This window comes from Tabrizicola oligotrophica, assembly GCF_011008935.1.
GTDB lineage: Bacteria > Pseudomonadota > Alphaproteobacteria > Rhodobacterales > Rhodobacteraceae > Tabrizicola_A > Tabrizicola_A oligotrophica.
Genome location: NZ_JAAIVJ010000023.1, coordinates 1 through 22319, shown reverse-complemented (window position 1 = coordinate 22319; position 22319 = coordinate 1). Strand labels below are relative to the sequence as shown.

General features: G+C 65.4%; 23 protein-coding genes and 3 tRNA genes. 2 read left to right on the top strand and 24 right to left on the bottom strand.

Features of this window, described 5'->3' with window-relative positions:
• Nucleotides 1-24 precede the first annotated feature (24 nt).
• The 5 genes from G4Z14_RS18160 to G4Z14_RS18140 form a co-directional block, all read right to left on the bottom strand.
• Nucleotides 25-360, bottom strand: coding sequence for a CYTH domain-containing protein (locus G4Z14_RS18160; RefSeq protein ID WP_164628281.1), 336 nt, complete (start codon nucleotides 358-360; stop codon nucleotides 25-27).
• Between the two features lie 77 nt (nucleotides 361-437).
• Nucleotides 438-1556 (bottom strand): Gfo/Idh/MocA family protein, encoded by a 1119-nt coding sequence (locus tag G4Z14_RS18155; protein ID WP_164628279.1) that lies wholly within the window; start codon nucleotides 1554-1556, stop codon nucleotides 438-440.
• Nucleotides 1557-1682: 126 nt separating this feature from the next.
• Entirely contained in the window at nucleotides 1683-2381 is a 699-nt protein-coding gene (locus tag G4Z14_RS18150; RefSeq protein ID WP_164628277.1) for an ATP-binding cassette domain-containing protein, read from the bottom strand.
• 10 nt (nucleotides 2382-2391) lie between these two features.
• Entirely contained in the window at nucleotides 2392-3564 is a 1173-nt protein-coding gene (locus G4Z14_RS18145; RefSeq protein ID WP_164628275.1) for an FtsX-like permease family protein, read from the bottom strand.
• Nucleotides 3561-4775: an HlyD family efflux transporter periplasmic adaptor subunit gene (locus tag G4Z14_RS18140; RefSeq protein ID WP_164628273.1), complete on the bottom strand. Its 1215-nt coding sequence runs from the start codon at nucleotides 4773-4775 to the stop codon at nucleotides 3561-3563. The genes G4Z14_RS18145 and G4Z14_RS18140 overlap by 4 nt, the downstream gene beginning before the upstream one ends.
• Nucleotides 4776-4885: 110 nt before the next feature.
• Here G4Z14_RS18140 and G4Z14_RS18135 point away from each other — a divergent pair, with 110 nt between their 5' ends.
• The gene (locus G4Z14_RS18135) at nucleotides 4886-5494 is read left to right on the top strand and encodes a TetR/AcrR family transcriptional regulator (protein WP_164628271.1); all 609 of its coding nucleotides are present in this window, start codon (nucleotides 4886-4888) and stop codon (nucleotides 5492-5494) included.
• A 139-nt stretch (nucleotides 5495-5633) separates the two neighbouring features.
• Here the strand turns inward: G4Z14_RS18135 and G4Z14_RS18130 are convergent.
• From G4Z14_RS18130 to efp, 18 genes are all read right to left on the bottom strand, one after another.
• A tRNA-Cys gene (locus G4Z14_RS18130) sits at nucleotides 5634-5707 on the bottom strand.
• Nucleotides 5708-5768: 61 nt separating this feature from the next.
• The gene (locus tag G4Z14_RS18125; protein ID WP_164628269.1) at nucleotides 5769-6782 is read right to left on the bottom strand and encodes an NAD-dependent epimerase/dehydratase family protein; all 1014 of its coding nucleotides are present in this window, start codon (nucleotides 6780-6782) and stop codon (nucleotides 5769-5771) included.
• Nucleotides 6783-6887: 105 nt separating this feature from the next.
• Nucleotides 6888-6962 (bottom strand) — tRNA-Gly (locus tag G4Z14_RS18120).
• Between the two features lie 121 nt (nucleotides 6963-7083).
• Nucleotides 7084-7158: transfer RNA gene (locus G4Z14_RS18115), tRNA-Gly, on the bottom strand.
• Between the two features lie 75 nt (nucleotides 7159-7233).
• Nucleotides 7234-8433 (bottom strand): DegT/DnrJ/EryC1/StrS family aminotransferase, encoded by a 1200-nt coding sequence (locus G4Z14_RS18110; protein ID WP_164628267.1) that lies wholly within the window; start codon nucleotides 8431-8433, stop codon nucleotides 7234-7236.
• Between the two features lie 233 nt (nucleotides 8434-8666).
• Entirely contained in the window at nucleotides 8667-9968 is a 1302-nt protein-coding gene (locus G4Z14_RS18105) for an NAD(P)/FAD-dependent oxidoreductase (protein WP_164628265.1), read from the bottom strand.
• Nucleotides 9969-9977: 9 nt separating this feature from the next.
• Nucleotides 9978-11333, bottom strand: coding sequence for a glutamine synthetase family protein (locus G4Z14_RS18100; RefSeq protein ID WP_164628263.1), 1356 nt, complete (start codon nucleotides 11331-11333; stop codon nucleotides 9978-9980).
• A gap of 43 nt (nucleotides 11334-11376) precedes the next feature.
• The gene (locus G4Z14_RS18095) at nucleotides 11377-12075 is read right to left on the bottom strand and encodes a type 1 glutamine amidotransferase (protein ID WP_164628261.1); all 699 of its coding nucleotides are present in this window, start codon (nucleotides 12073-12075) and stop codon (nucleotides 11377-11379) included.
• 168 nt (nucleotides 12076-12243) lie between these two features.
• Entirely contained in the window at nucleotides 12244-13581 is a 1338-nt protein-coding gene (locus G4Z14_RS18090; protein ID WP_164628288.1) for a glutamine synthetase family protein, read from the bottom strand.
• A 151-nt stretch (nucleotides 13582-13732) separates the two neighbouring features.
• On the bottom strand, nucleotides 13733-14560 hold the full coding sequence (locus G4Z14_RS18085; RefSeq protein WP_164628285.1) for an ABC transporter permease: 828 nt from the start codon (nucleotides 14558-14560) through the stop codon (nucleotides 13733-13735).
• A 2-nt stretch (nucleotides 14561-14562) separates the two neighbouring features.
• The gene (locus tag G4Z14_RS18080; RefSeq protein ID WP_164628259.1) at nucleotides 14563-15441 is read right to left on the bottom strand and encodes an ABC transporter permease; all 879 of its coding nucleotides are present in this window, start codon (nucleotides 15439-15441) and stop codon (nucleotides 14563-14565) included.
• A 132-nt stretch (nucleotides 15442-15573) separates the two neighbouring features.
• Complete coding sequence (locus G4Z14_RS18075; protein ID WP_164628257.1) at nucleotides 15574-16326, bottom strand: transporter substrate-binding domain-containing protein; 753 nt, start codon at nucleotides 16324-16326, stop codon at nucleotides 15574-15576.
• Between the two features lie 61 nt (nucleotides 16327-16387).
• Nucleotides 16388-17077 carry a substrate-binding periplasmic protein gene (locus G4Z14_RS18070; protein WP_164628255.1) on the bottom strand — a complete coding sequence of 230 codons (690 nt, stop codon included), beginning with the start codon at nucleotides 17075-17077 and terminating at the stop codon, nucleotides 16388-16390.
• A gap of 1 nt (nucleotide 17078) precedes the next feature.
• Nucleotides 17079-17855 carry an ABC transporter ATP-binding protein gene (locus G4Z14_RS18065; RefSeq protein WP_164628253.1) on the bottom strand — a complete coding sequence of 259 codons (777 nt, stop codon included), beginning with the start codon at nucleotides 17853-17855 and terminating at the stop codon, nucleotides 17079-17081.
• 100 nt (nucleotides 17856-17955) lie between these two features.
• On the bottom strand, nucleotides 17956-18723 hold the full coding sequence (locus G4Z14_RS18060; protein WP_164628251.1) for a phosphate/phosphite/phosphonate ABC transporter substrate-binding protein: 768 nt from the start codon (nucleotides 18721-18723) through the stop codon (nucleotides 17956-17958).
• Nucleotides 18720-19154, bottom strand: a complete 435-nt coding sequence (locus tag G4Z14_RS18055; RefSeq protein ID WP_164628249.1) for a tellurite resistance TerB family protein — start codon at nucleotides 19152-19154, stop codon at nucleotides 18720-18722. The genes G4Z14_RS18060 and G4Z14_RS18055 overlap by 4 nt, the downstream gene beginning before the upstream one ends.
• 120 nt (nucleotides 19155-19274) lie before the next feature.
• Complete coding sequence (locus G4Z14_RS18050; RefSeq protein ID WP_164628247.1) at nucleotides 19275-20048, bottom strand: 23S rRNA (adenine(2030)-N(6))-methyltransferase RlmJ; 774 nt, start codon at nucleotides 20046-20048, stop codon at nucleotides 19275-19277.
• Nucleotides 20049-20112: 64 nt separating this feature from the next.
• Nucleotides 20113-20682, bottom strand: a complete 570-nt coding sequence (efp, locus tag G4Z14_RS18045; RefSeq protein ID WP_164628246.1) for an elongation factor P — start codon at nucleotides 20680-20682, stop codon at nucleotides 20113-20115.
• Nucleotides 20683-20781: 99 nt separating this feature from the next.
• Here efp and epmA point away from each other — a divergent pair, with 99 nt between their 5' ends.
• Nucleotides 20782-21819, top strand: a complete 1038-nt coding sequence (gene epmA, locus G4Z14_RS18040; protein ID WP_407703844.1) for an EF-P lysine aminoacylase EpmA — start codon at nucleotides 20782-20784, stop codon at nucleotides 21817-21819.
• 69 nt (nucleotides 21820-21888) lie between these two features.
• On the opposite strand, the gene G4Z14_RS18035 is transcribed toward epmA, so the two are convergent.
• Complete coding sequence (locus G4Z14_RS18035) at nucleotides 21889-22185, bottom strand: DUF1330 domain-containing protein (protein WP_164628244.1); 297 nt, start codon at nucleotides 22183-22185, stop codon at nucleotides 21889-21891.
• Between the last annotated feature and the right edge of the window lie 134 nt (nucleotides 22186-22319).

The following is a 22319-nucleotide window of genomic DNA, read 5'->3' as shown; positions in this document are numbered from 1 at the left end:
AGCCTGACTCCATGAAACCGTCGGTCAAACCAGCTGCCCACCTTCGCGTGGAACAGCTGCCCAAGATGCCGTGGAACGAGTGCCCACGATCACGTGGAATAGGCGCCCAGCTTCCGTGGAATGCGCACGCAGCGTGACGCGCGCCTTGTGGACATGTTCGGGGTGGTCCTCGTCCAGCAGCGCCAGAAGATGGGCGTGAAACGCCGCAGTCAGCTGGTCGGCGAGATGGACAAAGGCCGCCGCGGCGGTCTGGTCGGGCAGGGCGGCGATACGGTCGGCATCGGCGGTCACAGTCGGGGCTCCAGTCTGAAGCGGCGTCGGCACATGGGCCGAGGCCGGGTTCAGATGGTAGCGCTGCACTGTAACATGGCGATGACGGGCAGGTGTCCGGCCCGGCTCCGTCGGCGGGCCTGTGCCGAAGGGGCCGCCGTTTTCGGTCAGGTCACCTCCAGCCAGCGGCCCTCATGGCTGGAGGTCTGGATGGTCTCCACCAGCGTCTGGATGCGCAGGCCCTTGCGGAAGTTGAACGGTTCGGGCGTCCTGCCGGAGATGGCCTGCACAAAGCCAGCAACTTCGATCGCTTTCAGATCGTTGAAGCCGAGTTGATGGCCAGCGGCGACGCAGAACAGGCCATAGGGCGCGTGGTCCGGCCCGGCCTCGATGCGGCGGAAGCCCTGTCGGCCCCTGGGATCCGCGGTGTTGAAGTAATGCAGGACGTTGAAATGCTCCTGGCTGAAGGCAAGCGCGCCCTTCGTGCCGTAGATCTCGAAATCATGCTGCATCTTGCGCCCTGTGGCGATCCAGTTGCCTTCGATCGAGCCGCTGGCGCCGTTTGCAAACCTGAGGAAGGCGCGGCCCAGATCGTCGACCTCCACCGCGCGGCTGCCGCCCTTGCCGTCGGGACGGCTGGCGATCACGGTAAGGCAATCGCCCATGACACGGGTGATCGGACCGCAAAGGAATTCCGCCGTGGCAAGGGCATGGCTGCCGATATCGGCCAGCGCACCGCCGCCCGCCGGGTCATGGCGGAAGGTGAAGGGGCTGGTCGCGTCGGCCATGTAATCCTCGCAGTGAAGGCCGCGATAGCCGCGGATCTCGCCCAGTTCGCCCGCCGCAATCATCTCGCGCGCCAGGCCCAGCATCGGATTGCACAGATAGTTGAACCCGACTTGGGTTTTCACCCCCGCCGCTTCGGCCGCCCCGGCCATTTCCCGGGCATCGGCGGCAAGCGGCGCGAGCGGCTTTTCGCAATAGACATGCTTGCCCGCCCGGATCGCCGCCAGCGCCATCTCCTTGTGCAGGGCGTTCGGGGCGGTGATCGACACAAGGTCGATGCCGGGGTCTTCGATGATATCCTGCCAGCGGGTCGTGGCATGGGCAAAGCCAAACCCCGCCTGCGCCCGCGCCGCCGCCTCGGCCGTCACATCGGCGACGGTATGCAGCTCCAGATCGAAGGCCAGATCAAAGATCCTGGGCGCCGAGGTGAAGCCGAGGGCATGGGCCTTGCCCATGAAGCCGGTGCCGATGAGGCCGATGCGCAGGGTTGGTTTGGTCATGGTCCAGAGTCCTTGCTGGCGCGCTTTGGGGGCGGGGCCGGGGCGGATGGTTGCAGCCATGGAGCGTGATGCGCGAACCTTTGTCAATTTCTCCGCAAGGCAGGGATTGCTGCTGTGGGCCGCACCTCAGCCGCGCGGTGCCTCATCGCGGGCGATGCGCCCGTCCTGCAGGGTCAGGATGCGGTCGGCGCGGTCAAGGATGCGGTTGTCATGGGTGACAAGCAGCGTTGTCGTGCCGCGCGCCCGACCCATGCGCTTCAAGAGATCCACCACCTCGGCGGCGCTGTCCTTGTCCAGCGCTGCAGTCGGCTCGTCGGCCAGCACCAGCGCGGGGTTGCCGACCAGCGCGCGCGCCACGGCCACGCGCTGTTTTTGCCCGCCCGAAAGATTGGCCGGCAGATAGCCGGCGCGATCGGCAAGACCGACAAGGCCAAGCGCATGACTTGCCGCCTGCCGCGCAAGGGGATCGGGAACTCCGCGGCGCACCTGTACGCCCATCATCACATTCTGCGTCGCGGTCAGGCTTTCATGCAGATTGTGGCCCTGAAAGATGAAGCCCAGCCGCTGGCGCAGCGCCACCAGCCCGGCCTCGGTCGCGCCGTTCAACTCGTGGTCCAGAAGCCGTACCGAACCGTCCTGCACCGCGCGAAGGCACCCGACCAGAGTCAGGACTGTGGTCTTGCCCGAACCGGACGGCCCCATCAAGGCGGTGAAACTGCCGCGCGTCAGGCTGAAACTCACCTCGAACAGCGCCTGCTTGCGCGCCTCGCCACTGCCGAACCAGTGGTTCAACCCGCGCACGTCGACAAGGGTGTCCGGGTCCATCCTTGCCCCCTCAGAACAGATCCGCCGGATCGGCGGCGGCAAGGCGGCGGGTGGCGATGGTGCCGGACAGCGACGAAAACAGCAGCGTGCCCAGAAACACGCCGATGGCCATTGCCGGCGTCATGGCAAGGGGCAGGGTGGTGATCTTGCCCATCACAGTCAGGATGGTGGTGCCGACGATCAGGCCGGGGACAAAGCCGAACAGGCCCAGCACCAGCGCCTCTTCCAGGACAATTCCCAGAAAGAAGCGCGGCCCATAGCCCATGGCCTTGAAGGTCGCGTATTCGCGCAAGTGGTCGGCCACGTCGGTGGATAACACCTGATAGACGATCACAAGGCCGACCAGCACGCCGATCAGCACGCCAAAGCCGAAGATGATGCCGGTCGGGCGTCTGGTCTGCTGATAGCGCAGGTCTTCCTGTCCGGCCTCGGCAAAGCTGCGGATGCGCAGCGAGGGGTCCGAGATCAACGCCCTGAGCCGGGCGATCACCGCCTCGGGCGCGGCGCCGGGGCGCAGGGCCAGCAGGATGTGATCGGGCGCAGTCGATGTGCGGGCCGGAAACAGCGACAGGAAAGTCTGGTCCGAAACCAGCATGTAGCCATCGCCGCCAAAGCCGCCACCGCCGGTAAAGCTGGCATAGGCCGTCACCGTGCGGCCCTGGGTTTCAAACGAGAGCGGCGTCTGCGGCCGGATGGCGGCGGCTTCCTCCTTGCCGATGCCGCGGGCCAGCCGGTCAAGCAGGGCGGCATCCTGCACTTCCAGCAGGCCAAGGTCCGCCGCGATGTCGGGCACCATGAAGCCGGGCTTCGCCGGATCGACGCCGAAAGTGGTCAGGCTGATGTCCTTGTCGCCGCGGTCCCAGGGCACGTTGCCCACGAACAGGCCCACCCCGTCGGCCACGTCCGGGTCGGCCATGGCCTGCAGCAGCCACTGCCGCGCGACATTGCCGCCCTCCGACAGGGCGTTGGCATCGCCCGCCGAGATCATCAGGTCGGCCTGAAAGAAGGTGTAGGGCTTCAGTGTCGCCGTGCCCATCGCGTTCATGATGCCAAGCTGGACAAAGACCAGCACATTGGCAAAGGCCACCCCGGCAAGGGCCGCGGCAAAGCGCGTGCGGTTGTGCGTCAGTTGCAGCCAGCCGATCGGCAGCCGCCCGAACAGCGCCTGCAACAGCCGGCTCATGGCGTGGCCTTGGCGGTGGGGTCGATGCGGGCAATCGCCTCGAGGTTGGTGAAACGCGCGGCAATCTTCGAGGAGGGCGCATCAAGCGCCACCTGAATGCGGATCACCCGCGCGTCCTTGTTTTCTGCCGCATCGTCGGAAATCAACCCCTGCCGCCCGACAGTCAGGCCGACGCTTTCCACCCGGCCCTGCAAGGTGGTGCCAAGGGCTGCCGCGGCCAGCTCGACCGGCTGGCCGGGGTGGACGGCGGCAATCCGGTCTTGCCAGATCTCGACCTCGGCCATCATCTGGCTGGTGTCGCCCATGTCCATGATCCCTCCGGCCGGCGGGCGCTGGCCGGGCGTGGCGTTGATCTCGAGAATGGTTCCGGCGATCGGGGCCACCACGTCGGACCGCGCGAGATCAAGCCGCGCCCGGGCCAGATCGGCGCGCGAGGCGTCAAGATTGCGGGTCGCAACGATCACGTCGGGCTGATCGTCCAGTGCCACGGAGGCGAACCGTTTCAGCGTCGCGTCGGCGCGCGCCACCGCCAGCTTCGCCCCCTCTGCCGCGGTGCGCACCGCATCCAGCGTGGCCTGCGTCGCAACGGCGCGTGCGAAAAGCTCTTCGGTGCGCGCCAGCGTCGCCGCTGCCTCGGCGGCATTGGCCACCGCCTGATCAAGCGCGGCCTGTGCCTCGTCGCGGCTGGCTGCTATGGCGGCGCGGGTCTGCATCAGGGTCGCCTCGCGCACGGCAAGGTTCGCCTCCGCCATCAGCACCGCCCCTTCCAGCGCCACCCGGTTGTCGAGCCGCGCCAGAAGCGCCCCCTTTTCCACCCGGTCGCCCACGGCCACCAGAATTTCGGCCAGCCGCGCATCGCCGGCGCCATAGGGCGCTGCCACCACCGAGATGTCGCCGCGCGGCATCATCCGGGCCAGCCCGATCACATCGGTCGGCAGCATGGTTTCGGCCATTTTCGGCGGCAGGTCGATGTCGGGGGGCAGCGCGATCGGGGCATCCGATCCGCCGCCGGGTTGCAGCCCGGTCAGCGCGTAGAACTTCTTCAATCCCGGTGGCTGGAAATACATCCCCAGAACTGCGCCGCTGAACATGAATACCGGAACCAGCAGCACCAGAAGATAGCGTTTGCGAAACCACCCCCGGCCCGAAGCCGGCGGCGTGCTTTCGGCAGCAAGGTCAAGGGGCAGGTCAGCTTTGCCAGGTTCGGTCATGCGCGCGGCCCATGCTCTGTGGTCGACGGCGGCAGACCAGCGACCCAGCGCCGCCCCCGTTGATTTCTGCCCAGCGTAAGTTAGTATTCACTCACTTACAAGAGGACCAGATGCCCAGCCGCAAGCCAGCCGAGGACCGCAAGGCCGAAATTGTCGGGGCGCTTTTGCGTCTGGCCGACCGGATCGGGCCGGACCGGCTGACCACAAATGACATTGCGCGCGAGATCGGCATCACGCAGGCCGCAATCTTCCGGCATTTCCCGACCAAGGCCGAGCTGTGGCTGGCCGTGGCCGAGGTCGTCGCCCAGCGGCTGGAAGCGGCCTGGCTTCAGGCGCTGGCGGAAGCGGCCACGCCACAGGACCGCCTGCGCGCGCTGATCGCAGCCCAGTTGCTGCAGATCGAAACCTGCCCGGCCTTGCCTGCCATCCTGCATTCGCGGGAGCTGAACGCCGAGAATGCCGCGCTGCGCGACCGGTTTCGCGGGCTTCTGCTGCGCTTTCAGGGCCATCTGGCCGATACCATCGACGACATGGCCGCAGCGGGGGCAATCGGCAGCGCGGTACGCTCGCCCGACGCCGCCGTGCTGCTGACCTCGCTGGTGCAGGGCGTGGCCATCCGCTGGAGCCTCGGGTCCCGCGGCTTTGCGCTTCAGACCGAAGGGCTGCGCCTGTTCGAGGTGCAGCTTGGCCTGCTTGCCGGCAAGGTGGGGGCGGGCTGAGGGGGGCGCTTGCGGTCAGGCCGGTGGTGGCGTCCCCGCGGCAATCTTCCCGCCGAGGATCGCACGGGCTCAAGGTTCCCAACGAAAACAAGGGTCGCGACTTAAGAAAGTGAGTTGCAACTCTGCGATTTAGGGGAATTGGAGGCGGGTACCGGAATCGAACCGGTCTTCACGGATTTGCAATCCGCTGCGTAACCTCTCCGCCAACCCGCCGCCTTGAGGTGATCTGTCTCTAGTCGATAGGGCGGGGGGGCGCAAGGGGCGGAGTGCGGAGTCAGACGCGGTAGAAGCCGCGATACCAGTCGACGAAGGCGCGGATGCCGCTTTGAACATCGGTCGAGGGGCAACCGCCGGTCAGGCTGTGCAGAAGGCCCGCATCGGCCCAGGTGGCGGGAACGTCACCGGTCTGCATCGGCAGGTAGTTGCGGATCGCCTTGCGGCCGGTCGCCTGCTCGATCGCCTCGATGAAGTCCATCAGCCGCACCTTCTGGCCGTTGCCGATGTTGACCACGCGGAACGGCGCGGCGGGCGACAGGCTGTCGCCTTCGGCAATCGCGGCGCGCGAGGCGGGACGGGCGGGGACGGCCTCGATCAGGCCGGCGATGCCCTGAACCAGATCGGTGACATAGGTGAAATCGCGCCACATCTCGCCATTGTTGTAGATGTCGATCGGCTCGCCGGCCAGAATCGCCCTGGTGAACTTGAAGGGCGCCATGTCAGGGCGGCCCCAGGGGCCGTAGACGGTGAAGAAGCGGAACATGGTGACCGGCAGGTCGTGGATATGGGCATAGGCATGGCCCATCGCCTCGTTCGCCTTCTTGGTTGCGGCATAGATCGTCAGCGGATGATCGGCCTTGTCGGTCTCGCGGAACGGCATGTCCTCGTTCGCGCCATAGACCGAACTCGTCGAGGCCATCAGGAGATGGCCGACCTTCAGCTCGCGTGCCGCCTCCATCACGTTGAAGGTGCCGACAAGGTTGCTGTCGATATAGGCGCGCGGCGCTTCAAGGCTGTAGCGCACGCCGGCCTGCGCGGCGAGGTGGATGATGACGTCGGCACGGGCGGCGCGGGCGGCCTGCATCACCGCCTCGGCGTCTTCCAGCATCGCTTCGGTCTGGGTGAAGCCCGGGTTCTGTTGCAACAGCGCCAGCCGGGCCTGTTTCAGCGTGATGTCGTAATAGCTGGTCATCCCGTCCAGCCCATGCACCTGCCAGCCTTCGTCAAGCAGAAGCTTCGCCAGATGAAAGCCGATGAACCCCGCCGTGCCGGTGATGAATGCCCGCCGCATATGCCCGCTGCCCTTGTCGTTTTGCGCCGAAGGTAAAGCCGCGGGGCGGGCAGGACAAGCGGGCAAAACACAAAGGGCGCCCCGCGAGGGACGCCCTTTTGTTTTTGGAGCGGGCGATGAGATTCGAACTCACGACCCTAACCTTGGCAAGGTTATGCTCTACCCCTGAGCTACGCCCGCACTCCGTGGGCTGGGTATTAGCCAAAGCCACAGGCGGGTGCAAGAGGAAAGCGGCGGGAATTTGTGCGCGGCGGGGCCAAAGCAAAAGGCCGCCCGAAGGCGGCCTTTGAAGCGATCCGACTGGAGCGGGCGATGAGATTCGAACTCACGACCCTAACCTTGGCAAGGTTATGCTCTACCCCTGAGCTACGCCCGCATACCTGTCGGTTGGCGGTGAGATAGGGGAAGGCGCGGGCGGCCGCAAGAGGAAAAACACGCACCCGCGCAGGATTTATGCCGCAATCCGGCCGCGCACGCTTTCGGCGGCGGCGACCAGGGCGGTGGCGATGAAATCCAGCTCGCCTTCGGTCAGCCGGGTGGGCAGGCGCACGTCGCAGGCTCGCATCAGCATGGCGCGGGTCTGCGGCAGATCGGGCTGCGGGCCGAGGAACTCCCAGTTCCAGAAGGCGCGGGCATTGCCTTCGGACAGGCCGAAGACCTGCACCGAAACGCCGCGCATCTTGGCCTCCGCCTGGAAGGCCAGAGCCTCGGCATCCGACCAGTCGCCGGCAAGGTTGAACTGGATGGAATCGGGCGCGCGGTCTTCCGGGGCAAGGGCCGGCGGCACCGTCAGATGGGCGGAGGTGTTCAGCGTGGCGGCCACCCGGTCATGGCCGTTGCGGCCCTTCTCCACCCGTTCGGCGACCAGCGGCAATTGCGGCCGGATCACTGCGGCCGAAAGGTTCTGCATCCGCATGTTGTAGAGCGGCAGCTTGTTTTGCCACAGCATGTAGCTGTTCTGCATGCCCGGATGCTTCTTCCAGTTCGATTCGTAGGCCCCCGACATGATGACGCAGCGCGCGGCAATCTCGGGGTCATCGGTAATCAGGATGCCGCCTTCGCCGGCGTTCACCAGCTTGTAGGACTGGAACGAGAAGCAGCCGATCTTGCCGATCGTGCCGATCTTGCGGCCATGCCATTCGGTGCCCAGCGAATGCGCCGCATCTTCCACCACCGGGATGCCGCGCGCATCGCACAGCGCCATGATCGCGTCCATGTCCGAGGTATGGCCGCGCATGTGGCTGATCATCACCGCCTGCGCATCGCCAAGCTTGGCTTCGAAATCCGCCATGTCGACGCGGTAATTCGCGCCGACCTCGACCAGAACCGGCACGCAATCGGCATGCACCACCGCCGAAGGCACGGCGGCGAAGGTGAAGGCCGGGATCAGCACGCGCGCACCGCGCGGCAGGTCCAGCGCCTTCAAGGACAGGAAAAGCGCGGCCGAACAGGAAGCGACGGCGAGGGCGTATTTTGCCCCCATCAGATCGGCGAACTCTTGCTCCAGGATCGCCACCGGGGCGCCTTCCGGCGCGGTGTAGCGGAACAGGTCGCCCGAGGCGAGCAGCCGGTCAATCTCGGCGCGGGCCGCCGCGGGGATCGGTTCGGCGTCATAGACATTGGGGGCGAGGGTCTGACCGTCTGCGGACATATGAAGCTTTCCTGAAACTCTTCTTCAGGAAATCTTTAAAGCCTTGCGAGGTGACAGGCCAGTGACAATTCACTCCCCTCGGCAATTTCCCGCGCGTGTTTCTTCTCTTGCGGCCTTTCATACTGGCAAAAATATCCCCGCCGGAGGCTCCCGTCCCCGGCCGCAGGAGCCTTCGGCGACGCGGAATGCCCGCATTCCGCTTTGGATATTTGCACCAGTATGAAAGGGCAGGATCACAGACCCAGCCGGTCGCGCAGCGAGTACCACGTCATCGCCAGCACCAGAAGCGGCCAGCGCAGGGTGGCTCCGCCGGGGAAGCGAGGTTGCGGCAGGCTGGCCATCAGGTCGAAGCCGGCGGCATTGCCGGCCACCGCTTCGGCCATCAGCTTGCCGGCGAGGGTGGCCAGCGCCACGCCATGTCCGGAATAGCCCGAAGCCGACATCACATTCGCCGTGGGCCGGGTGAAGCAGGGCATGCGGTTCAGGGTGATCGCCAGCGTGCCGCCCCAGGCATAGTCGATGCGGGCATCGGCGAGCTGCGGGTAGACCTCGAGCATCGGCTTCGACACAGTGCGGATCACGTCGGGGAAGCGGTAGCCATAGCTTTCGCCGCCGCCGAACAGCAGGCGGTTGTCTTCCGAAAGCCGCCAGTAATTCACCACGAACTTGGTATCAGCCACTGCGACGGGTTCGGACAGGATCTCTGCCGCCCGCGCGCCGAGAGGCTCAGTCGCGACGATGAAGTTGTTGATCGGCATGACTTTTGCCGCAACCTTCGGCTCCAGATCGCCGAGATAGCCGTTGGCCGCCAAAATCACCTGATCGCAGATCACCCGGCCTTGGGCGGTGTGAACCACGGGCTTTGCGCCACTTTCCAGCCGCAGCACTTCCGAGGCCTCGTGGATTACCGCTCCCGCCTTCTGCGCGGCCTCGGCCAGCCCGATGGCATAGTTCAACGGATGCACATGGCCCGCGCCGCGGTCCACCTCGCCGCCCTTGTAGACCTTCGATCCGATCAACGCCCGGATGCCTGCGCGGTCCAGGGGCTCAAGCTGGTCATAGCCATAGTCGCGGTGCAGCTTTTCGGCATAGGCATGGGTGTCGCGCACTTCGGCCTCAGACCAGCAGGCGTGGGCGACACCGGGATGGAAGGTCACGGGCATGGCGTGGCGGGCGATCAGATCCTTGACCAGCGCCTTGGCGTCTTCGGCCAGATCCCACATCCGGTGGGCATCCTCGCGGCCCACAGCCTTTTCCAGCCAGACCTGATCCTGCCGCTGACCCGAACCGACTTGCCCGCCATTGCGCCCCGAGGCGCCAAAGCCGACGCGATGCGCCTCCAGCACCACGACGGAAAAGCCCTTTTCTGCCAGATGCAGCGCCGCAGACAGCCCGGTATAGCCGGCGCCGACTACGCAGACATCGGCCCGCACCTCGCCCATGAGCGCGGGGCAGGGGGCGAATTCGGCCCGCGTGGCGGCATACCAGGACGGGGGGTATTCCCCCGCCCGGTCATTCACATGCAGAAGATTCATCGCCGCCCCTTACACGTTCAGAAGGAGATGCTCACGCTCCCACGGGCTGATGACCTGCTGGAACTCCTTGTATTCGTTCCGCTTTACTGAATCGTAGACCTTGATGAAATCCTCGCCCATCACCTCGATCAGCGCCTTGTCCTCTTCCAGAAGGTCCAGCGCGTCGCCCAGCGTCGTCGGAATCTCGTCGCTGTCGATATAGGCGTTGCCCGAGAACTCGGGCCGCGGCGCGGTCTTGTTGACAAGGCCGAGATAACCGCAGGCCAGCGTCACGGCGATGCCGAGATAGGGGTTGCAATCCATCCCCGGCAGGCGGTTTTCCACCCGCCGCGCGGCGGGCGTCGAGATCGGCACGCGCAGGCCGGTGGTGCGGTTGTCGCGGCCCCATTCCAGATTGATCGGCGCGGCAAAGTCGGGGACGTAGCGGCGATAGCTGTTCACATAGGGCGCGAACAGCGCCACCCCGGCGCCAAGGTGGCGCTGCAACCCGCCGATGAAATGCAGGAAGGCCTCGGTCTCGACGCCGCGCGGACCGGAAAACAGGTTCTTGCCGGTCTTGCTGTCCACCACCGAGGTATGAATGTGCATGGCGCTGCCGGGTTCTCCGGCGATCGGTTTGGCCATGAAGGTGGCAAAGCAATCATGCCGCAAGGCCGCCTCGCGGATCAGCCGCTTGAAGAAGAACACGTCATCAGCCAGCCGCACCGGGTCGCCATGGGCGAGGTTCAGCTCGATCTGGCCCGCGCCGCCTTCCTGCAGGATGCCGTCGATTTCAAGGCCCTGCGCTTCGGCAAAATCATAGATGTCGTCGATGACCTTGCCGTATTCGTCGACCGCCGAGAGCGAATAGGCCTGCTTGCCCGCCGCGCGCCGGCCGGTGCGGCCCATCGGCGGAATGACCGGCTGGTTCGGGTCGATGTTGCGGGCGGTCAGGAAGAACTCCATCTCGGGCGCGACGACCGGGGTCCAGCCCTGATCGTTGTAAAGCTTGACGATGCGGCGCAGCACGTTGCGCGGGGCAAAGCCCACCAGATTGCCCATCTGGTCCTTGGCGTCGTGGATGACCTGCAACGTCACATCCGCCGTCCAGGGCGCGGCGGTGGCCGTCGTCCAGTCGGGTTCCAGGATCATGTCCGGCTCGGTGAAGGCGTCGAACGGGTTGTCAGCCCATTCGCCGGTGATGGTTTGCAGGAAGATCGAGTTGGGCAGGAAATAGTTGGTCTGCTTGGCAAATTTCGCCGCCGGCATCGCCTTGCCGCGCGCCACGCCGGCAATGTCGCCGATCACGCATTCCACCTCATCCACACGCCGGTTGCCAATATATTCACGGGCTGCCTCGGGCAGCTGGTCGGTCCACTTGGACATGAATCACACTATGTTTTTGTTTGGGTTGATCCCGACCCAAGGATCAGGCGGATTTCGCCTGCAAGGACCGGGGGGCCTTGAAGAAAGCCGCGATCTGCGCGGCCATGGTCTTGTCTTGCAGAGGCGCACCCAGCTTGGCGGTGGCCTCTGCCATCACCTCGTCGGGAACCAGCCCCTTGCCCCGGGTCTTCATCAGACCATCGACGAATTCGGGACGAAACTCGGGATGGGCCTGCACTGTCAGCGCCCGGTCATCGTAAAGCAGGGCGGCGTTGGTGCAGAAATCGTTGGTGGCGATCACCGTGGCGGCGGTCGGGGCCTCGGTCACCTGATCGCGGTGCCAGGCGTTCAGCGTCAGCTTCTCGCCGCCGAAATCATAGTCGGTTGCGCCCACGGCCCAGCCGCCGGCATAGCGCTCTACCTTGCCGCCCATCGCCTGCGCGATGATCTGGTGGCCGAAACAGACGCCGACCATCGGCACATGCGCGACAAAACTGTCGCGGATGAATTGCTCCAGCGGCGGGATCCAGGCGTGGTCCTCATAGACCCCATGGCGCGAGCCGGTGATGAGCCAGCCGTCGCAATCGGTGACCGAGGCGGGAAACTCGCCTTCCACCACCTTGTAGGTGCGGAAGGTAAAGCCGTGACCCGCCAGAAGCTTGGCAAACATGTCCGGATAATCGCCCATCGCAGGGGCGAGAGCCTCGGGCGCGAGCCCGGTTTGCAGAATGCCGATCAGCATGAAAGGTCCGTGGTTTCCGTGGTGCCAGCCTAGCGCAAGGCCCCCCGGGGTGGTCAAGGGGGGGGCACTGCGAAATTTGATCAAAGATGCGGTCCCCCGCGGTTTCCTGCAGGAAACCGGGCCGGAGTTCGCGAAAACCCCGGCCCGGAATTTTGCAGAATTCCGGCGTCAGACCGTGTCGAGGTAAAGCTCAACTCGTTCCTGTTCCGTCAGCTCTCCAATATAGTGCAATTCCTGCCGCTTGGTAGAGATCAGGTTCTTGATGATCTCGGGATGCAGGAAGCGCGGCACGATGGTGCTTTGCTCCAGCGCGTCGATGGCATGTTCCCAGGTGTCGGGAATCTGCGGCAGGTCGTCCAGCGCATAGGCGTTGCCGACGATCGGGGTCGGCGGGTCCATCTCGTTCTCGATGCCGTCCAGCGCCGCGCCAAGGATGGCGGCGAGCATCAGATAGGGGTTCACGTCGCCCCCCGCCACCCGATGCTCGATCCGCCGCGCCGAGGTAGAGCCGGCCGGAATGCGCAGCGCCGTAGTGCGGTTCTCATAGCCCCAGGCGATCGAGGTCGGCGCGTGCTTGCCCGGCACCAGACGCTCATAGCTGTTCTGGTGCGGTGCGAAGATCAGCGCGGAATCCTTCATCGCGTTCAGGCAGCCGGCAACGGCATGGCGCATGATGGCGGTGCCTTTCGGGCCGCCCGAGTCGAACACGTTGTCGCCCTTGTCGTCGATCAGGCTGAAGTGGGTGTGCAGGCCCGAGCCGGAATATTCCGGGTAAGGCTTGGCCATGAAGCTGGCGGCAAAGCCGTGGCGCCGCGCCAGACCCTTGACCAGCATCTTGAAGAGCCAGGCATCGTCGGCGGCCCGAAGCGGGTCGTCGCAATGCATCAGGTTCACCTCGAACTGGCCAAGCCCGGTTTCCGACGTGGTGGTGTCGGCCGGAATGTCCATCGCCTCGCAGGCGTCGTACAGGTCGGTGAAGAAGGTGTCGAAGGCATCCAGCGCGCGGATCGACAGGGTTTCGGCCGCCTTGCGGCGCTTGCCCGAGCGGGGCGAGGCCGGAACCTGCATGGTCTTGCCGCTGTCGTCGATCAGGAAGAATTCCAGCTCCATGGCGCAGACCGGGGTCAGGCCGCGGGCCTTGAAGCGGTCGACCACGGCGCGCAGCGCATGGCGCGGGTCGCCCTCATAAGGCGTGCCGTTTTCACGGAACATCCAGATCGGCAGAAGCGCGGTCGGCGCTTCCAGCCAGGGCATCGGCATGAAGCCGCGCTCGGTGGGTTTCAGCACACCATCCTGGTCGCCCTGTTCGAACACCAGCGGGCTGTCGTCGATATCCTCGCCCCAGATGTCGAGATTGAGGACCGAGAAGGGGAAGCGGGTTCCGTCCTTCACGACCTTGTCGGCAAAGCGTGCGGGCACTCGTTTGCCGCGGGCTTGACCATTCAAATCCGCCGCCGCCACCCGGATGGTGCGGACGTCGGGGTGCTTTCTCAGCCAGTCTTTCATCATTTCGCGTTCAGGAAGGGCCATGAACACCCGCGCCAGACCCCCTTGGCCCGGCAGGCAGGTTACGGATCATGCCCTTGATCCTTTCCCTGTTTGTATCAACGCAAGGGGGCCATTGCGGCCCGACCTTAATTTGATCAAATTCAGGATACTACCGGATCAGGTTCGGACGCAAGCGGATTCTGCTTTTCAGGTTTTGCGGCAGGTGGCGGTTGAGGTGGCGGTTCACCCGGCCAAAGGCCCAGGTCACGAAAAGCGTCAGCAGGATGAAGTAGAAGCCGACGATCGGATAGGGGATGAAGGGGTTAAAGGTCTTGTCCGCGAAGTAGTTGGCATAATAGAGCGCGTCGCCCATCTGCCGGAAGGCCGGGAAGCTGGCGAAGAACACCAGCGTCGTGGCATGAAACAGGAAGATCGCCTCGTTGGTATAGGCCGGCCAGCCCAGCCGCAGCATGGTCGGCCACTGGATGCGGCGGAACTTCTGCCAGCCGGTGATTCCATAGGCCTCGGCCGCCTCCAGATCGCCCTTGGGGATCGAGCGCAGCGCGCCGTAGAAGATCTCGGCGGCATAGGCGGCGGTGTTGAGGAACAGGACGAACAGCGCCCCGGCCCAGGCCTTGGTCATCCAGCTGGTCGCCACAGTCAGGCCGAAGATCTCGACCCCGGCGCGCGGCAAGAGGACCAGCGTTTCATAGGCGATGAAGAACTGGATGAACAAGGGCGAGCCGCGGAACACGAAGATGAACCACTCCGCCGGCTTGCGCAGCCAGGGCGAATGCGCCGCCTTGGCCAGCGCCAGCACATTGGCGAGAAAGAAGCCGAACATCAGCGCCAGAGCCCCGAAATAGACGTTCCAGATCATGCCCGACCCGATCAGCGTGAAATGCTGGCAGAGCGTGAAATCGGTCTTGGGCAGCAGGTTCTCGCCATAGCCCAGCGAGCGCAGGCCATAGGCCTGAACGGTTTCCCAGCAGGTCATGGTCATGCTGCGGCCTTTCTCATTGCTTCGCCGGCGGCGGTGGCCTGCCCTTTGGACAGCCGTGCCGCAAGCCGGCCCAGAACGCCTTCGGAGGCCTTGGTCATCAAGAGGTAGAAACACAGCAGCGCCACGAAATACCACAGCCGCCAGTCGGGGTGGGGGTATTCATAGGCCTGGGTCTTCGACCCGCCCAGTTCGCGGGCGTAATAGACGATGTCCTCCACCCCCAGCAGGAACAGCAAGGGGGTGGACTTGATGAGGATCATCCACAGGTTCGACAGGCCGGGCAGGGCAAAGACCCACATCTGCGGCACCAAAACGCGCCAGAACACCTGACCATGGTTCATGCCATAGGCTTCGGCGGTTTCCAGTTGCGCCCGCGGCACCGCCTGCATGGCGCCGTAGAGCACATTGGCGACAAAGGCGCCAAAGACCAGCGCAAAGGTCACCACCGCCAGCGTGAAGCCATAGGCGTCATGCCAGAAGGCATCCGAGGTCGCCAGCGGCACCTTGGCCTCCTTGCAGACCCGGAATTCCAGCCCCTGCCAGGGCCAGGCCGGATCGGAACAGACCGCAAGGCTTTTCACATATTCCACACCCTGATCGAGCGCGATCACGAAGAACATGAAGAACACGATGTCGGGGATGCCGCGCACCATGGCGATATAGGCCTTGCCGAAGATCCGTGCCGGAGCGACGGGCGAGCGCGCCATGGTGGCGCCGCCGAAACCGAAGCCAAGCGCAATCGGCGCAGTGATGGCCAGCAGCAAGAGCACGGTCCCGAAGGACCAGTAAAAGGCAAGGTGTTTTGAGGAGGTGAGATAGCAGGCAAGCCAGCTCAGCCCCTCGATAGCCTTGGGATCGGCGCAGAATGCAAACATCGGTTTGTCCTTGCAGGCGGGGGGCCGCGGAAGGGCAGGGGTTTCAACGCCGGGCGCCCGGAGGGCCGCTTGCGACGAAACGCGAGGGGAAAGGGCCGGGGCGCGCGCAACGCCGCCCCGGCCGGTGTCAGGTCAGCAGCCTTCCTTGCCGGCATCACCCCAGACCAGAGCGGCGGCGCCGAAGTATTCTTCCTTGACGATCATCGCATCCAGCGTGCCGTCGCACTTCATCGACTTGATCGCCGCGTCGAACTTGCCGCGCAGATCATCGTCGCTGTCGCGGAAGCCAAGGCCGACGCCGCCACCCAGGGCGACTTCCTCGGCCAAGAGCACCAGCGCGCCGCCCGATTCAGCGGCCATCGGCACGAGGTAGTCCTTGTCGGCGAACACCGCCACCGCCTCGCCGTTCTTGACGGCGGCGATGGTTTCCTCCGGGGTGGCATATTCCACCAGCGTCATGCCCTGCTCGGCGACATAGCCGGCCTGGATGGTGCCGGTCTGCGCCGCGACCGGGCCGGATTTCAGATCAACATCCGCCGCGGCAGCCAGATAGGCCGACTGGGTCGGCGGCAGGTAGCCCTGGCTGAAGTCGATGACCTCTTCGCGCTCGTCGGTGATCGACATGCCGGCAATGATGACGTCATAGTTGCCCGACTGCAGGTTCGGGATGATCGAGTCCCAGGCGTTGGTGACCCATTCGCAGGTCAGGCCGGCGCGCTTGCAAAGCTCGTCGCCAAACTCGCGCTCAAAGCCCGCGACTTCACCGGCATCATTGATGAAGTTGTAGGGAGGGTAGGCGCCCTCGGTGCCAAGACGCACGACGTCCTGCGCCATGGCAGCACCGGCAAGGCCGGCCAGAGCAGTGGCAAGAAGCAGTTTTTTCATTGTAGTCTCCCCGTTGGGTTGTTGGTTTCGGTTGTCGTCTTTTCGCGCTTCCGATCAGTGACTAAAGCCACCGCGCGGTTATCTCGTCAATGGTGCCATCATCGAGCATGGCCTGCAGCGCCGCGTCGAGCTGGGTCAACAGCCCGGCATTGCCGCGGCAGACGGCCATGGCGGTACCCATGTCGGGCACCTCTTCTTCGTAAAGCGGCTGGAGATCGGGCAGCGCGGCGGCCTCGGTGTCAAAGGCGCCGAACGCGAGGTCGGCCCGGCCCTGCCTGACCGCGTCCAGCGCCGCCGCGGGGGTGCCAAAAGCCTGCACGTCCCAGCCCATCTTGCGGGCATGGGCTTCCTGAATGGTGCCGGATTGCACGGCCACCCGCGCCGCGGCCGGGGCCGGTGCATCGCTGCGACCATAAAGCACGTCGATGTCGCTGGATTCGTTATAGGGAAGCGTGAAGTCCACCAGCGCCATACGCTCGGGCGTCACGGCAAAGCCGCCCAGGATCACGTCGAACTCGCCCGCCATCACCCCCGGCACCAGCCGGTCGAACTGCACGTTCTGCCAGACACATCTCAGCCGGGCGCGGGCGCAGACCTCATCGCCGACCTCGCGCTCAAATCCTGCGATCTCGCCGGCTTCCGTCAGGATCGTATAGGGCGGGAACGGGGCCTCGGTGGCAAAGATCACCGGCTCGCCCGCCGCAAGGGTCAGGGCCAGCCCCGCCGCCGCAATCGCCCCGCTGCACGCCATCTCAGGCCGCCGTGGCCGACAAGAAGCCGCGCAACCGGTCGGTCTGCGGATTGCCGAACAGCCGGGCGGGAGGCCCTTCCTCCTCGATCTTGCCCTTGTGCAGGAAGATCACATGGTCCGACACGTCGGCCGCGAGCTTCATGTCATGGGTGACAAGGATCATGGTGCGGCCCTCGTCGGCCAGCGCCTTGATGACCTTGACCACTTCCTGCTCCAGCTCGGGGTCGAGCGCCGAGGTCGGCTCGTCGAACAACAGCGCCCGCGGCTCCATGCACAGCGCCCGCGCGATGGCGGCGCGCTGCTGCTGGCCGCCCGACAGCATCGCCGGCCAGGCATCGGCCTTGTCGGCAATACCGACCTTGGCAAGGTAATGCCGCGCCTTCTCCTCGACCTCTTTCGGGTCGCGCTTCAGCACCGTCACCGGCGCTTCCATGACGTTTTGCAAGATGGTCATGTGCGCCCAGAGATTGAATTGCTGGAACACCATCGACAGGTTGGTGCGCATCCGCGTGACCTGCGCGCGGTCGGCCGGGTGGCGGTTATGCCCCTCACCGCGCCAGCGCACCGCCTCGCCCTCGAACTTGATCTCGCCCTGCTGGCTTTCCTCAAGAAGGTTGCAGCAGCGCAGGAGCGTCGACTTGCCCGACCCGGACGAGCCGATCAGCGACACCACATGGCCCTTCTCGGCCACCAGATCGACGCCTTTCAGGACCTCAAGCTGGCCATAGCTTTTGTGCAGGTCGCGGATTTCGATAACGGGCGGGTTTTCTGCGGTCATGATGGCCTTGTGGGTTCGAAGATTGATCAAATAGGGCGCAGAATAACCCGCATTGCAACGGCATTTCTGCGCTTTCCGCTGGGTCGAACCACCAAAACGGTCAGCCCGACTGTGCAATCTGCTCAGGCGAGGGCGGGATCGGCACCGCGAGATAGCGCTCGGCGGCGATTCGCACCACACCCCGGAGCGAGAGCGTCTCGCGCTCCCCGGGCGACAGCGCCGCCACTGCGTCCGCCAGCGCGGCAAAGGTCGCCCCGGTGTCCGCGCCCTTGGCCGCGATATAGGGCAGGGCCGGCGTCGGCGCGGTGCGGGCAACCTCGCGCAGCCCGGCCACCGCCGGCTCCCAGCGCTGCAGCATCGTCCAGGTCAGCGCATCGAGACAGGCCAGGTCGGCGCGGCCCTCGGCCACGGCGAGCGCCGAGCCGCGGTGCGACCCGGTCTCAAGGCTGGCGGCAAAGTGGAACCCCATGCTCGCCGCATGGTTCTGCGGCGCGGCCCAGCCCGACTGGCTCAGCCCCTCGTTGAAGGCAAAGCGGGCCGCGCGGAACTCGGGCAGGGTGCGGGCATCGTCGGCGCGGGCGACAAAGACCGAACAATAATAGCCCGGCGGGCAATCCGGCAGCCCGTAATCGGGCGAGGCCACCAGCGCGACCTTGTCATGCAGCCTTGCCCGGTAGGGAAAGCCGCAGGTCTGCGACAGAACCAGCGTGGGGTCTTCCCAAGCCTGCCAATAGGCCCCCGCGCCGCGGGTCAGCGCCTCGGGCGCGGCAAGGCCGCGGGCGCGCAGGCCCTCGCGCACCAAGGCCCAGAGCCGATCATTCGCCGCCATGGTCTCCGCGCGGTCATACATGCCAAGCGAGGCGATCATGGCTGCGCCGCCACATGCCGCGCCTGGGCCGATTCCACATCGGTCAGGCCCAGAAGCCGGCTCAGGACCCGCAACTCGTTGTCCTCGCCCGCGTCGCGCTGGCCATCCGACAGCGCCACTTCCCAAAGCGCCACCGCCAGCGCCTTGCGGTCTTCAAGCGGCACCGCCGCCTTCAGGGCGCGGGTGAAGCGTACAGTATCGGGGGCCTCGGCTTCCAGCTTCTCGGCCTCGGCCCGCATCGCGGCGGCCTCGAAGGCGCCAAGCCCGTGGCGGGCCATCAGGATGCGGTCAATGCGCTCGACCTCCTGAAAGGCGTAGAAGTTGTCGGTCTTGGCAACCCGCACCAGAAGGGCTGCCAGGGCCAGATCGGCATCCGATCCGGGCAGGGCTTCGGGGGCGGGGGCGAACAGGCGGGAGATCAAGTTTAACATGCCCGCCACGATAAGCGCAGGCGGCGCACATGGAAAGCCCCGCGTCTTGCCTTCAATGTGGTGCAAATATCCCGGGGGAGGCGGCTTTGGGACCCAAAGCCGGCGGGGGCAGCGCCCCCCTTACTTCGGAAAACAGGCCGTCAGGCGGGCGGCTTCGGTCTCGATCCCGTAGGGAGGGTTGACGATGAACATGCCGGTGCCGATCATCTTGTGGCCCTCGCGCACCGGGGGAAAGCGCAGCTCGTGGCGGAAGGCTTGCGCGAACTGCGCCGTCAGCGCCTCCAGCATGGCGACATGCGCGCCCGATTGCAGGATCGGATACCACAGCGCCAGAATCCCGACATTCCATTTCTTCGCAATCTGCCCCATCACCTTGGGGATCTGGGCATATTCGTCCTTCACCTCATAGGACGGGTCGATCAGCAACAGCCCGCGGCGCGGGGTGGGGGGCGTCAAGGCGAGGGCCATCTCATAGCCGTCGCGCTTCTGGATGTGCGCCCCCCATGGCCCGAGATGGGCCTGAAGCGCGGCGTTCTCCTGCGGGTGGAGTTCGGCCAGATGCAGGCTGTCGGTCTCGCGCAGGCCCAGGGCCGCGATCAAGGGCGAGCCGGGATAGGCATTTGCCCCGAACATGGCGCGGGTTTCGGCCAGCCGCTGCATATAGGGGTGATCGCCCGGAAACCAGCCCTCGGCCAGATCAATCCCCGCCCGCGCCTCGCCGGTCTTCAGCGCCTCCTCGGAGCCCAGATCGTAAAGCCCGCGCCCGGCGTGGGTCTCGATATAGCTCAAGGGTTTGTCCTTTTGCGTCAGGTAGTCGAGCATCCAGGCCAGAAGCGCGTGCTTCTGCACATCGGCCAGATTTCCGGCGTGGTAGATGTGTTGATAGGACAGCATGGGCACCCCCCGAATGCAAAGGGCGGACCCTTCGGCCCGCCCGGTAACGCCTTGCGCGAAAGGATCAGTCCTTTTCGCGGCCCTGATAGGACAGGTCTTCGGTGTTGATGACGATCCGGGTGCCGGCACCGATATGCGGCGGCACCAGAACGCGCAGGCCGTTGGTCAGCACGGCGGGCTTGTAGCTCGACGAGGCGGTCTGGCCCTTCACCACCGGCTCGGTCTCGGCGATTTCCACCACCACCTTCTGCGGCAGTTCGATCGAGATCGCCACGCCCTCATAGGTGCGCAGGAAGCACTTCATCCCGTCGGTCAAGAGCGCCTTGTCGTCGCCGACGACGTCATGCGACACCGCCACCTGCTCATAGGTTTCGGGGTTCATGAAGTGGAAGCCCTCGCCGTCCTCATAGAGGAAGTCGTATTCGCGCTCGTCCACGGTGGCCTTTTCCACCATTTCGGTGGTGCGCCAGCGTTCGGCCACCTTCACCCCGTCCGAAATGCGGCGCATGTCGACGCTGGTGGTCGGCGTGCCCTTGCCGGGGTGGAAGTTTTCCGACTTCAGCACGGCATAAAGCCGGCCGTCGAGTTCAACGATATTGCCCTTGCGCAAGGACGAGGCGATGACTTTGACCATGGTTTCTTGTTTCCGTTTCGCGGCTGTGCCAAAGCGGCCCGAAGAAATCCGGGCGGCGGGATGGCGCTGCCCTTAACGCAGATTTTCAGGTTTTGCCAGATGAAAGCCGACATGACCGCCGACTGGTCCGATGAATGGTGGCACCCCCGCCGCCATGCCGACCGCCGCCCGGCGCTGCTGGCGCGGAACCGCCTGCAGGCCGGCATCCGCGATTGGCTGGGCGTGCGGGATTTTCTGGAGGTCGATCCTTCGGCCTTGCAGCTTTCCCCCGGCAACGAGACGCATCTGCATGCCATGGGGGTCAACGCGATCGGCAATGACGGGCTGGCCCGCCGGATGTATCTGCACACCAGCCCAGAATTCGCCATGAAAAAGCTGCTGGCGGCAGGCGAGCGGCGGATCTTCAGTTTCGCCCATGTCTGGCGCAACCGCGAGCGCGGCGCGCGGCATTCCCCGGAATTTACCATGCTGGAATGGTATCGCGTGGGTGAGGATTATTCCGTCCTGATGGCCGACACGCTGGCGCTTCTGCGATTGGCCGGGCCGCTGCGCCACCGCGAGGTGGTCTGCGACCCCGCGCTGGAGCCCGAACGGATCTCGGTCGCCGAGGCCTTCCGCGCCCATGCCGGGATCGACCTGCTGGCCACGCTCGACGGCGTGGCGAGCGACCGCGAGGCCTTGGCCGCGCAGGCCGTAGCGGCGGGGGTGAAGGTCGCCGCCGATGATGTCTGGTCCGACATCTTCTCGCGCATCCTGTCGGAAAAGGTGGAGCCGCATCTGGGGCTCGGTCGGGTGACGATCCTTGACCGCTATCCCGCCGCCGAGGCTGCCCTTGCCCGTGCCTGTGAGGGTGAGCCGCGCGAGGCCGAGCGCTTCGAGGTCTATGCCTGCGGGGTGGAGTTGGCCAACGGCTTTGGCGAGCTGACCAATGCCGAGGAGCAGCGGCGGCGGTTTCAGGCCGAGATGGACGAGAAGGAGCGCATTTACGGCGAGCGCTATCCGATCGACGAGAGCTTTCTGGCGGCGCTCACGCTGATGCCCGAGGCCTCGGGCATTGCGCTCGGCTTCGACCGGCTGGTGATGCTGGCGACCGGCGCGCCAAGGATTGACGACGTGATCTGGGCGCCGGTTGGGTGACGGGGCGGTGGGCGAACCCGCGCCAAGGCGCAGAACCGCCCACCCTACAGCATCCGTAGGGTGGGTGATTCACCCACCCATCGCATACCCTTCGACAATGCACAGATCCGCCAGCGACACCCCATCGCGCTTGGCCTTGGCGGCCTGATACTCGGGGCTATGGTAACAGGCCTGCGCGGTGGCCAGATCGGCAAATTCGATCACAACGGTGCGGGGGCGAACGGTGCCCTCCACCACCTCCTGCGCCCCGCGGCGCACCAGGAATTTGGCCCCGTATTTGGCAAAGGCCACGGCATTGGCCTGCCGGTAGTCCTCATAGGCGGTAGGGTCCGAGACGGTAACGTGGCCGATCCAGTAGGCGGGCATGGGGAACGTAAGCGTCCGGCCTGACCGCCCTGCCGCGTGGTGAGAGAGGCGGATAGTGTCCACCATCGATAGTGGACACTATGGTGATGGCGTGGCGCGTCGGACGAAGCGACTTTGGACGGATGAGGAGAAGC